The following is an 11,457-nucleotide window of genomic DNA, read 5'->3' on the forward strand; positions in this document are numbered from 1 at the left end:
GCTTCCCAGGCCTCGCCACCGCAGGCTGGGTCATCGGGATCGTCTACTCGGTCATGATGATCGTCTTCATCGCGCTCATCAGTTTCCTCGTGATTGCGTCGACAACGGTCTCATAGGTGATGCCGTTGCATTGCTTCCCTTGCGGCTGACCCTCACCGTGCCCCACAATCTTCAAGCAACCAGTCATTGAAACAGGGAGAACAAGATGACTCAGCCAGGTGGCTACGGCCAGCCCGATCCGCAGCCCTCGGGCTACGGCCAGCCCGATCCGCAGCCCTCGGGCTACGGCCAGCCCGATCCGCAGCCCTCGGGCTACGGCCAGCAGCCCAACTACGGCCAGCAGCCTAACTACGGGCAACAGCCCGGGTACGGCCCGCAGCCCGGGTACGGCCCGCAGCCCGGTTACGGCGCGCCTGGCGGCTACGGGCTCCAGGAACACCCCAAGGCCCAGACGGTGTTCATCCTCGGCATCATCGGCATCTTCACCGGTGTCTGCGCCTGGATCGCCTGGTACATGGGCGGACAGGCCAAGAAGGAGATCGCGGCGGGCGCGCCCTACGCCTTCGACGGCAACCTCAAGACGGGCTACCTACTCGGCAAGATCTTCGGCATCCTGGCCATCGTCGGAGCCGTGCTCAGCATCGTCTACGTGATCGCGATGATCGCGCTGTTCGGTTCGATGGCTGCCTACAGCTGACACGGGGCATACGCATCTGCGAGGGGCCGGGCGTTGGTGCGCCCGGCCCCTCGCGTCGTGCAGGTATCCCTCGCTCCGAGACATCGTCGGATGGTCCCTGCTAATCGTCTTCTACGTGATCTACTTCGCCTTCATCGCCTGGCTCATCGGCGGGGGCTACTGAGCGGGTCGGGGCCGGTCCTCTCCCCTCATCTCAACGGCTCAACGGACGAACACCGGTTCGTCCCTGGTCGAACGGGCCTCGTCGAACGCGTACCCGTCGGCATCGAAATCGACCAGTCTGCTCGCGGACCTGATGCGGTTGCGCACCAGCCAGCCCGCCATCGATCCGCGCGCCCGTTTCGCATAGAAACTCACGATCCGCGGCTCGCCAGAGGCGTCTCGATCCTCGAACCGGGGAGAAACGACGCGGGCGCCGAGGCGTCGACGGTCGATCACCTTCGAATACTCGTTGCTCGCCAGGTTGACCAGGACAGGGGAGCCGGGCGATGCCTCCAGGTCCCTGGCCAGCAGGTCGGTGACCTGGCTGCCCCACCAGTCGTAGAGCGTCCGGCCGCGACCGGACGCGAGCTTCGTGCCCATCTCCAGCCGGTACGGCTCGATCAGGTCGAGCGGCCGCAGAAGGCCGTAGAGTCCGGACAGGATGCGCAGCGTCTTCTGGGCGTCGGTGAAGTCGCGGGCGTCGAACTCCGGGGCCCTCAGACCCTGGTACACGTCACCGTTGAAGGCGAGCACGGCTTGGCGTGCGGCGCCGAGGGTGTGTTCCCGGTCCCACTGCGCGTACCGGGTGGCGTTCAGGTGGGCAAGGTCGTCGGAGATGTGCATCAGCCGCGAGATCTCGGCGGGGGACTTGGTCCGCATGATCTCGATGAGCCCGACGCTCTCGGCCGTCAGGCGTGGCTCGGAGTACTTCCTGGTCGCCAGCTTGGACTCGAAGTCGAGGGATTTCGCAGGCGACAGGACGGTGAGCATGCAGGCGATTCTAGAGGGTGCCGTGGTCGGGTCGCGCGTTGAGCACTATTCCGGGTTCGATGGCCGAAAACCGCTGTTTTAGCGTTCAAACCGTTGTCGAACCCTGGATAGTGCTCAACGCTTACCGACACTCAGGCGTCGACCGAATTCGACGAGACCCCAGGCCTGCCGTCGTGGACGATCTTGCCCGGGTTCAGGTTGTTGCCCGGGTCGATCCCCTCGAACAGCTTGCGCTGGATGTAGACCCCGGCGGGGGAGATGTCCTCCTCCATCCAGGGGCTGTGCTCCTCGCCGACGCCGTGGTGGTGCGACACCGTCCCGTGGAAGTCCACGAACGACTGCTGGATGACGCGCTTGGCGACATCGTAGGTGGCTTCCTGGTTGTCCGAGTCGTCGGCGATCGCGAAGGTGAAGTACTGGCAGGCCCCGGAATGGTACGAGTGGCTCAGGTGGCAGAACACCAGCCCCCGAACCCCCAGATCGTCCATCGCCTTGGCGAACCTGTCGAGGATGAGGGTGTGGATCTCGGCTGCATAGGCCCACGGTGTCGAGGTGTCGGACACGTCGCAGATCAGGCCGCGGTCGAGCATGAAATCGCGGATGTAGGGGGTGTCGTACTTCTTCTGGTCGTAGAGGGTGCCCGGCCCCTTGCCAACCCCTAGGCCCCCGTTGTTCTTGACGACCTTCGCCACGAGCCCCTTCTCGTAGCGCACGTGGTTGGCGCTGCCCTCGAACCCGACGAAGCTCAGCGCGATCTTCTCGAGATCCCAGCCCTTCTGCAGCATCAGCTTCTGGATCGCCTTGTTCGCAAGGGAGGAAACCCGGCCCGACTTCTTGCCGTTGGCCATGATGTATTGCGTCTCCAACGGGTCGGAGACACGCGCCATCATCACCGTCGCATCGGAAGTCACGATCTCCTCGCAGGCCTTCAGGCCCGCCTCGTAGGTCGGGAAGAAGTAGGCCTGCAGCTCACGCACCTCGGGCAGACGGTGCACGTTGACCCAGGCGGAGGTGATGATGCCCAGACGACCCTCGGAGCCCAACACCATCTCCCGGACGCTGGGGCCGGATGAGGACGACGGGAGCGGGCGGAGCGTGAGCACCTGGCCCGGCATCACCATCGTCAGGCCTCGGCAGATGTCGGCGATGTCTCCATACTTGTCTGACTGCATCCCCGAACTGCGGGTGGCGATCCAGCCACCCAGCGTCGACCAGACGAACGAATCGGGGTGGTGGCCCATCGTCCAGCCCCGGGCGTTGAGCTGATCCTCCATGTCCGGCCCGAGGACACCTGCCTCGATGTGCGCGAGCCCCGACTCTTCGTCGATCTCAAGGAGCTTGTTCAGGCGACCCATGTTCACCGAGACGACCTGACGGGTCTCACCTGGCTCGGCCTCAAGCGATGCGACGATGTTCGACCCGCCGCCGAACGGGATCACGACGGCGTCCGCCTCGAGCGCGGCCGCTAGGAGCAACTCGACCTCCCTCTGCGTGCCGGGGTAGACGACGACGTCAGGTACGCGCCCGAGCTTGCCGTTTCGGACCCGGATCAGGTCTCGGACGCCCTTGCCGTAGGCGTGGACGACGCGCGTCTCGTCGTCGGTCTGGACGTACTTTCCTCCGACGACCGTGTTCAGCTTGCCTCGCAGTTCGTCGCTCAGCTGTGAGGCGGGGACCTCCAGAGACGAGAAGGGCCGGATCGGCTTGACGGGGAGCGTGATGTCGACGCCGACCATCTTCTTAACGAAGGGCGCGAACTTCGGCTTGTCCTCGTGACGGTAAGCCTTGCCTTCCTCTCCCCAGCCCCACCACTTCTGCTGCTTGACGCCCTCGATCATCAGTCCTCCTGTTTGTCTGCCCGCTCTTTGGCATCCTCGACCAGTGACGCGACACCGGTGCGCTCCGCCTTCTGCAACGCAGCGCTTCTTTCGTACTCTGCCAGCGTCTTCCTACCGTATGCGCGGGCCGTCGTATCGTGAAGTTCCAAAAGCTGGCGACGCATCCGCTCGTTGAACTCGTGTGCGATCTCACCTGGATAGGGCGTCATGGGCCGTCCGAATACGACATGGACCTCGGGGCGACCCGTGGGCAGATGCTTCTGGTTCGACGGCCACGCCTCGTAGGCGCCGACCAGGGCCACCGGCAGCGCGGGTACCCCACGGGAGACACACAGCGATGCCACACCCGGGATGAAGGGCCCCATGGCCCCGGTGCGGGAACGGGTTCCTTCCGGGAACAGAAGGATCGGCACCCCGTCGGCCAGGAGGTGCCCGGCCATGCCGCGGCGCCCCTTTCCGCCTTTGCCTCGGTCGATGGCGAACGCGTTCATGAACAGCGACATCGAGATGGACTTGACCCAGTTGCCGAAGAAGAAGTCGCCAGCCGCGCCCGTCGCCACGAACTTGGACAATCTGGAGGGCAACGAACAAAGGATCAGAGGCGCGTCGAGGTGTGAGGAATGGTTGCCGTAGACGGCGAAGGCGCCTTCCAGGCCGTCAAGGTTCGACAAGCCATGGACATGGATCTTGAGCAGGCGGCCAAGCGCCGGCTTCAACAGCAGGAACTGCGCAGTCTGGCGTGTCGTGGCTTGGAGCTTGGACGTGTACCTGTTGTTGCCCTGCTCGATCTCGCGGCCCACGTCAGGGCTTCTTCCTCGACGCGGTCAGCATGCGCGAGACGAGCCTGGTGATGCCACGGGGGCCGTGGTCGGCGACGAACATCGCGGCGCGCCACTTCGCGTCCGGCACCGACTCGATCCGCCCCTTCTCCGCATCCTCGATGGCCCGTTTGACGAGCTTGTCTGCCTCGATCCAAACGATGCCTGGCAGCTTGCTGGCGTTGATCCCGGCCCGGCCGTGGAACTCCGTCTTCACCCATCCGGGCAGCAACCCGGTGACGGTGACGCCGGTGCCGTGCAGTTCGAGGGCCAGCGCTGTTGAGTAGGTGCGGGCCCAAGCCTTCACGGCGGAGTAGTTGCCGGTGAAGATCGACGAGGACGAAGACGAGACATTGATGATGCGACCCTGCCCCCGGCCTCGCATCGCCCGCCCGGCGGCACCGCCGAGGATGAGCATCGCGAGGCACATCACGTCGAGCGCCTTCGCGTGCAGGTCGATGTCGGCCGGGTCGAGCACGGTGCTGTGGAGGCCGAAGCCTGCGTTGTTGATCAGCCAGTCGACGGGGCGCGCCGGGTCCTCCAGGCGGGCTGCGACCCGCATGACGTCTTCTCGGACGGACAGATCGGCAGGCAGAACCTCGACGTCGACGCCGTGGATCCCGCTCAGCTCGGTGGCTGTGGCCTCCAGCCGGGCAACGTCGCGGGCGACCAGAATCAGGTCCGTGCCTCGTGCGGCGAACTCCTGTGCGAACGCGAGACCGATACCCGAGGTGCCACCCGTGATCAAAGCTGAAGCCATGGTCTATAAGGTACGCCAACCAGGGGAGCCCGGACCACGCGGCGTCGACCAACTTCGGGTGGTTGGTTGAGTTTGAACAGAGAACCGGTGTGGTGTTTGGTGGACGGCGACAAAGTCAGGTCACCAGCCCGCTGCTGACAGCTGTGGCGCAGGGGGCCAGTTTGTCTCGTCGATGCCGCTGGCTGCCCTCTTGATAGCGTCAGCCTGCGCTCTGATCTCTCCCGTCACGTCCGGGAGGGTGAAGAACGTGGCCAAGGCGAATATGAAACTGGCAATTGCGATGATCAGGCCGATTACTGCCCCGATACCGGTCCAGCCCGTAGCGATGGCGACCACGAGGCCGGCCAAGGCAAGAATCAGGCCCCCGGTGGCCATCAGGCCTCCGACGATGTGACTCTGAAGGGTTGAATCGCAGCGTCGCTCAGCAGCGATCAGGGAGGCCAGACCCGTCTGGAGTTCTCGGACCTTGCCTTCCAGAGGTTGGATCTTCGCCTCATAGAGTTGCTGGTTTGACGAGACCCAGTCGCCGCGGCTGCCCATCATTGCCGCAACGTCCAGGTCTCCAAGCAAGCCGGAGAAGTCGATCTCCTCGAAGGCGTCGGCTGCCTCACGTAGGGACTTGACCGTGACCACCATGCCGCATTCCTCTTCGCAGGCGGACACGAACTGATCCGCCTGGGCCTGCAGTTCGTCGAGCTTCGCGTAGGCCTCCAGCCGTTTCCCCTCCACGTATCCCTGGTCCCAGAAGATTGCGATCTTGGCTGCGGCTGCGGCGCCGTCGATCATTCCAGGGACGCGTGGAAGCTCCTGCCTGAGACCATCGATCACTTTGTTCAGTTCGGATACGTAGGTGTCCTCGTTGCTCACAGCCATTCTCCTATCACAGATCCAGTTCCTCGATCAGAGCTTCGATCTCGCGTGCGAGACCCTCGTTTTCTGCTTCTCGGCGCAGGTATTCGCGCCCTGTCAGGACGATGCCTTCGCGGAGGGAATCCATCAACTGCACCCCTGCGTCTGCGCCGTTGGTACCCGAGGTGAGGCTTGTGACCATCGCCGTGTAGGCGGGTTTGAACGGGGCAAAACGATAGCTCTCATCCCAGGTGTAGTTCACCGCGGTGATGTCCTTGCTGATGCAGTCAAGCTGCTTGGCTACCGACTCGAGCCGGGTCTCTTGCTGCTTGAACCATTCGCAGCGGAACTTCAACATGTCGTAGTTCATTGCATCTCCCGGTACTGATTGACTTCTGCTTTGAGTTCCTCATGCTCGCGGCGTAGCGCCGCGAGGCGGGCCGATAGGCTGTCGGTGGGGCTCTCCTCGAGGAATGCGTTCAGCGCGACGAGGAGGTCGTCTTCAATGCGTACCGGGTCGGATGAGAGCCACCGCGGGTCCACGTCGATTGCCACAATCTGGCCATCCCTGACATCGACGACGACATGGCGATCCAAGTCGTGGAACTGAGTGAGCTCGGGCTCCTCCTGCGGTGGACCTCCGAGAAGCCGGGAAACGTCGGCGAGCAGCTTCCATGCCTCCGCGTTGAAGGCGATGGCGGTCGCTGCGAGGTTGGCTACCTCCGAGCCTGGGATTGACAGGTTCCCAGGCGTAACCTTTGGGGCGCTCGCGGTGATGAGAGAGTTCTGGTACTGCTCGAGGAACGCCACCATCGCGGCCATTCCGAAGTGCTCGGCGGAAACCGATTCGGACCAGCCATCGGTGATCCTGACGGATTCGATGAGTGCTCCGGAGAAGGAATACTTGACGACGCTGTCGATCTGCTCTGGCACCTCCGCAGGCTAACAGCCTGAAGGGTCACTGTGACACAATGGCTTGTGCTTGAGCCTCGTCGTGAACCATGGGTCTGGCGTACCGCCATGGCCCTCTGTCTGGTGGGGGCAGCACTGCTGGTGGTGCTGGCGGTGGTGGTGCCCGCCGACCTGGGGGCGATAGTCAGACCGCTGATCGGCGTGTGTGCCGTGTTGCTGGTCACGGTCACCGGGTTCGTCCTGGCAGGGCTGCGGGGTCAGGAGTCCCCTCGGGCGGCGCCTCGTTGGGCTTCGCTCATCTGTGGGGCGCTCGCTGGTGGCGCCGTGGTTGCGCTCCTTCCGGCCATCGGAGATTTTGCGCATCCCTTGGGCCCAACCGCGTCGGCGCTCGTCCAACTGGTTTTCGGGATCTTCGGGCTAGGGATCGTGGCCGTCGGGATTTGGGGATTCGTGCGACGCCGCTGACCGGCGCGGCTCAACCGTCGCGCCGGACGCGCAGGCGCCCCTCCCGTCTAGCCCAGGCCGTTGATGATGGCCAGCGTTTCTTGCGCCATCTCCAGTTCCTCATTCGTCGGGATCACCAGCACGCGCACCTTCGACTCGGGTGTCGAGATCTCGCGGGCCTCCTTCGACCTCACCAGGTTGGCGGCCTCGTCCAACTCGAAGCCGAGTCCTGCCAGCCGCCGGATGACCGGGCCCCGCACATGCGCGGCGTTCTCGCCGACACCCGCGGTGAACACCAAGGCGTCCACGCCGCCCAGGATGGCGATGTAGGAGCCGATGTAGCCGACCAGACGGTGCACGTAGACGTCCAACGCCAGTTGGGCCTGCTCGTTGCCGGCCTCGATCTGGGTCTTGATGTCGCGCATGTCGGTGTAGCCGCACAGCCCGCCCATGCCGGAGCGCCGGTTGAGCAACTCGTCGACGTCGTCGATCGACATGCCCGCGGAGCGGCTCAGGTACTTCGGGAGACCCGGATCCACGTCGCCGGAGCGGGTGCCCATGACCAGACCCTGCAACGGGGTCAGGCCCATGGATGTCTCGACGGCGACACCGCCGTCGACAGCGGAGATCGACGCGCCGTTGCCGAGGTGGCACACGATGGTTTTCAGCTCCCCGAGGGGACGGCCGAGGTATTCGGCGGTCTTCTTCGACACGTAGTGGTGGGAGGTGCCATGGAAGCCGTACTTGCGGATACCGTGCGTGGCCGCTACCTCAGCGTCGATCGCGTAGGTGTAGGCCTCGGCAGGGAGGGTCGCGAAGAAGGCGGTGTCGAAGACTGCGACATGCGGCACGTTGGGTAGCACCGCCTTCGCCGCCCGGATACCGGCGATGCCGGGGGGATTGTGCAGCGGTGCGAGGTCGGAAAGCTCGTCCAGCTTGGCCACCACCGAGTCATCGATCAGCGTCGATTCGACGAAGGTCGAGCCGCCGTGGACGGTGCGGTGCCCCACGGCGACGACGTTTTCGAGAGTCGGGCCGTGCTCGGCGAACATCCGCACGACCGCCCCCACCGCCTCGGTATGGTCGGCGAAACGGACGTCCTCGTGGTACTCGGCGTCGCCGACCTCATGATCGATGGTCGACATTTCCTGCCCGATGCGCTGCACAATTCCCACCGCCTGCGGGCCGGATTGGGCGGGGTCAAGCAGCTGGTACTTGATCGACGACGATCCACAGTTGAGGAGGAGGATCGGCTGCGACATGGGCATTCCTATTCGATTGGGTCTATTCCTGAATGGATTGGGCCTGAATGGCCGTGATCGTGATGGTCGAGACGATGTCGTCGACCAGGGCGCCGCGCGACAGGTCGTTGACGGGCCTACGGAGCCCCTGAAGGACAGGGCCGATCGCGACTGCGCCGGAGGTGCGCTGAACGGCCTTGTAGGTGTTGTTGCCGGTGTTGAGGTCGGGGAAGATGAACACCGTCGCGCGGCCGGCGACCTCGGAGCCGGGCATCTTCTTCTGGGCCACCACCATGTCGACGGCGGCGTCGAACTGGATCGGTCCCTCGACCTTCAGCTCGGGGGCCCGCTCACGGACGAGTTGGGTCGCCTCTCGGACCTTGTCGACCTCCGCGCCGGAACCGGAGTCGCCCGTGGAGTAGGACAGCATCGCGATGCGCGGTTCGATCCCGAAGTCGCTGGCGGTGCGTGCCGAGGAGATGGCAATGTCGGCCAACTGGGACGGGTTGGGGTCCGGGTTGACGGCGCAGTCTGCGTAGACCAGCACACGGTTGCTCATGCACATCAGGAACGAACCGGAAACCACGCTTACGCCCGGTGTCGTCTTGATGAACTCCAGCGAGGGACGGATCGTGCTGGCCGTGGTGTTGACGGCGCCGGAGACCATGCCGTCGGCCATGTCGAGGTGGACCATCATGGTTCCGAAATACGACAGGTCCTTCAGCTTGACTCTTGCCTGCTCCAGCGTCACATTCTTGTGGGCGCGCAGCCGCGCGTACTCGGCCGCGAATCGTTCAAGCAATGCGGGATCGTTCGGGTTGACGATGGTCGCGGCGCTGAGGTTCAGCCCAAGTTCGGTGGCCCGCTGGCTGATCTTCGCGCTGTCGCCCAGTAGGACCAGGTCGGCGACCGATCGTTGCAGCACGACGGCGGCGGCCTCAAGGATGCGGTCGTCGCTGGCCTCGGGCAGCACGATGCGGCGTCGGTTGGCGCGCGCTTGTTCCATGATCTGGTACTCGAACATCGTCGGGGTGCGGATCTCGGTGCGCGGGAAGTCTATGGCCGTCAGCAGCGCTTCTTCATCCACGTACTGCGAGAAGAGCGTGCGCGACTCGGCCATCTTCCTGGGGGAACTGGTCGAAGTCCCCCGAACCCCCTGAAGTGCCACCGCCGTCGGGAACGTGTCGCGCTCTGTGACGGCGATCGGAAGGTCGATCGCGGAATCGGAGAACAGCTTCGACACCGAAGTGGGGATCTCGAAACCGCCCGTGAGCACGAGCGCCGCCAAAGGGCCGTAGTGCGGTGAGCGGTGTGCCATAAGCAGGCCCGGAAGTAGGTCGAGCCGGTCGGCGGGGACGATGACGGTGGCTTCGCGGCGTAGGCGCGTCAGTAGATTGGGCAGGGTCATGCCGGCGACAAGGGTGTGCAGCGACTCATGGCTACGGAAATCGCCTTGCCCGAGCCACTGGGTGGCGCCGACGGCATTGAACTGCTCCCCGACGGACGGGGCGCGCAGCACCGCGTTGAACGGCAGCACCGACACGGCGACGTCCCCCAACGTCGACAGCGCGGCACGAAGCTCGTCGGCCTCGTCCGGGTCGGCGTGCATGGCAACGACACCGATGACGGTGTTGTGCTGCTGCGCGAGGGACTCGATGGCCGATTCCGAAGCGCGACGGACCTGCTCGACGGAGCGACCCTCGGCGCGGCACACGAACAGGATGGGTGAGTTAAGGTTCGCGGCGATGGTCGCATTGTGTGCCAACTCCGACGAAGTGTCGATGTCCTCAAAGTCGGAGCCGAGGATCACCACCGCGTCGCGGGTCTCGGCCAGAGCGATGTACTTGGCCACGATCGTGTCGATGGCAGCGGCAGGGTCATTGGCGTATTCGGCGTACGAGACGCCAACCGCCGACTCCGGAGACTGGTTGACGCCCTTCTGCGAGAGCATCGCCTGGGTGACGGCGTCGCCGTCGCTCGAGGCGACCAGTGGGCGGAAGACGCCGACCGACCGCACCTGGCGGGCGAACAGGTCGATCACGCCCAGCGCGATGGAGGACTTGCTGACCTGCCGCTCCGATGAGGCAATGTACACACTCTTAGTCACGAGGTCACCATACCGTGCCTTCGGCCGGGGACGGTCCAAGGGCCCACGGCCGGTGGTCGGTTCAGCCGTGCTCCGGGGTGAACGGGCCGCTCGCCAGCGTTCACCGGGTCGGCGGAATCTCGGAAGGCGAGGACGGCCCCGAGGCAAGATGGAATCATGACCAGACTCACAAATCCGCAGATCCTTGAAGCCAGGCTGGGTGACTGGAGGGTGCTGCTCAACCAGTTGGCGACGCGCTTTCGTACGGGGGACTTCGAGACGGGAGCCGAGTTCGTCGCGGCGATCGCCGTCGCGGCCGATGCCGCAGGGCACCACCCTGACGTGACGCTGACCTACCCCTCGGTCGCTGTCAACCTGTCGACGCACGACGAAGGGGGTGTGACCGGCAAGGATCTTGACCTGGCCCGCGAGATCTCCATGCTGGCCGAACAACGGGGACTGGTCGCGGACCCGGCCTCGACCCAGTCGGTGGAGATGGCGCTCGATACGGCCGACGCGTCCGAGATCGCCGACTTCTGGTCCGTGGTCCTGACGGGATCGCCCGACAATGTGGACGACGACGCGGTGACGGATCCGGCTGGGCGTGTGCCTCCGCTGTGGTTCCAGCAATGTGAGCCGCACGAGGTTCCGCACCAGCGGTTCCATCTGGACATCACGTTGCCTCCCGAGGAGGTGGGGCCCCGAACCGAGGCGGCATTGGCCGCCGGGGGCCGGATCGGGTGGGAGACCCGCACCTTCCGGGTACTCGAGGACCGTCAAGGGAATCGGGCGTGCCTGTGCTGGTCGGCGGGTCGCAACGAGGGTGATTGAGGACGATCA

Annotated in this window: 12 protein-coding genes; 3 read left to right on the forward strand and 9 right to left on the reverse strand. The window is 64.8% G+C overall.

Features of this window, described 5'->3' with window-relative positions:
- The first annotated feature begins 205 nt into the window (after positions 1-205).
- The gene (locus BUC15_RS20405; RefSeq protein ID WP_073187113.1) at positions 206-697 is read left to right on the forward strand and encodes a hypothetical protein; all 492 of its coding nucleotides are present in this window, start codon (positions 206-208) and stop codon (positions 695-697) included.
- A gap of 201 nt (positions 698-898) precedes the next feature.
- Here BUC15_RS20405 and yaaA read toward each other — a convergent pair whose 3' ends face one another.
- From yaaA to BUC15_RS08610, 7 genes are all read right to left on the reverse strand, one after another.
- On the reverse strand, positions 899-1,669 hold the full coding sequence (gene yaaA, locus BUC15_RS08580) for a peroxide stress protein YaaA (protein WP_073187116.1): 771 nt from the start codon (positions 1,667-1,669) through the stop codon (positions 899-901).
- Positions 1,670-1,800: 131 nt separating this feature from the next.
- On the reverse strand, positions 1,801-3,507 hold the full coding sequence (locus tag BUC15_RS08585) for an FAD-binding oxidoreductase (RefSeq protein ID WP_073187118.1): 1,707 nt from the start codon (positions 3,505-3,507) through the stop codon (positions 1,801-1,803).
- A complete protein-coding gene (locus tag BUC15_RS08590) occupies positions 3,507-4,307 on the reverse strand; it encodes a lysophospholipid acyltransferase family protein (protein WP_073187121.1) in 801 nt (266 codons plus the stop codon). Before BUC15_RS08590 ends, BUC15_RS08585 begins: the two co-directional genes overlap by 1 nt.
- A gap of 1 nt (position 4,308) precedes the next feature.
- The gene (locus tag BUC15_RS08595; RefSeq protein WP_073187124.1) at positions 4,309-5,085 is read right to left on the reverse strand and encodes an SDR family NAD(P)-dependent oxidoreductase; all 777 of its coding nucleotides are present in this window, start codon (positions 5,083-5,085) and stop codon (positions 4,309-4,311) included.
- A gap of 120 nt (positions 5,086-5,205) precedes the next feature.
- The gene (locus BUC15_RS08600; protein WP_073187126.1) at positions 5,206-5,952 is read right to left on the reverse strand and encodes a hypothetical protein; all 747 of its coding nucleotides are present in this window, start codon (positions 5,950-5,952) and stop codon (positions 5,206-5,208) included.
- Positions 5,953-5,965: 13 nt separating this feature from the next.
- The gene (locus BUC15_RS08605; protein ID WP_073187128.1) at positions 5,966-6,304 is read right to left on the reverse strand and encodes a hypothetical protein; all 339 of its coding nucleotides are present in this window, start codon (positions 6,302-6,304) and stop codon (positions 5,966-5,968) included.
- On the reverse strand, positions 6,301-6,867 hold the full coding sequence (locus tag BUC15_RS08610; protein ID WP_073187130.1) for a hypothetical protein: 567 nt from the start codon (positions 6,865-6,867) through the stop codon (positions 6,301-6,303). The genes BUC15_RS08605 and BUC15_RS08610 overlap by 4 nt, the downstream gene beginning before the upstream one ends.
- Positions 6,868-6,954: 87 nt before the next feature.
- Between BUC15_RS08610 and BUC15_RS08615 the strand changes: the two genes are divergently transcribed.
- Complete coding sequence (locus BUC15_RS08615; protein ID WP_073187132.1) at positions 6,955-7,311, forward strand: hypothetical protein; 357 nt, start codon at positions 6,955-6,957, stop codon at positions 7,309-7,311.
- Positions 7,312-7,358: 47 nt separating this feature from the next.
- On the opposite strand, the gene BUC15_RS08620 is transcribed toward BUC15_RS08615, so the two are convergent.
- Both BUC15_RS08620 and pta read right to left on the reverse strand, forming a co-directional pair.
- Positions 7,359-8,552 (reverse strand): acetate kinase, encoded by a 1,194-nt coding sequence (locus BUC15_RS08620; protein ID WP_073187134.1) that lies wholly within the window; start codon positions 8,550-8,552, stop codon positions 7,359-7,361.
- Between the two features lie 22 nt (positions 8,553-8,574).
- Positions 8,575-10,638: a phosphate acetyltransferase gene (gene pta, locus BUC15_RS08625; protein WP_073187136.1), complete on the reverse strand. Its 2,064-nt coding sequence runs from the start codon at positions 10,636-10,638 to the stop codon at positions 8,575-8,577.
- Positions 10,639-10,794: 156 nt separating this feature from the next.
- On the opposite strand from pta, the gene BUC15_RS08630 reads away from it, so the two are divergent.
- Positions 10,795-11,448: a 4a-hydroxytetrahydrobiopterin dehydratase gene (locus BUC15_RS08630; protein WP_073187139.1), complete on the forward strand. Its 654-nt coding sequence runs from the start codon at positions 10,795-10,797 to the stop codon at positions 11,446-11,448.
- Positions 11,449-11,457 lie beyond the last annotated feature (9 nt).

Source organism: Tessaracoccus bendigoensis DSM 12906 (assembly GCF_900141915.1).
GTDB lineage: Bacteria > Actinomycetota > Actinomycetes > Propionibacteriales > Propionibacteriaceae > Arachnia > Arachnia bendigoensis.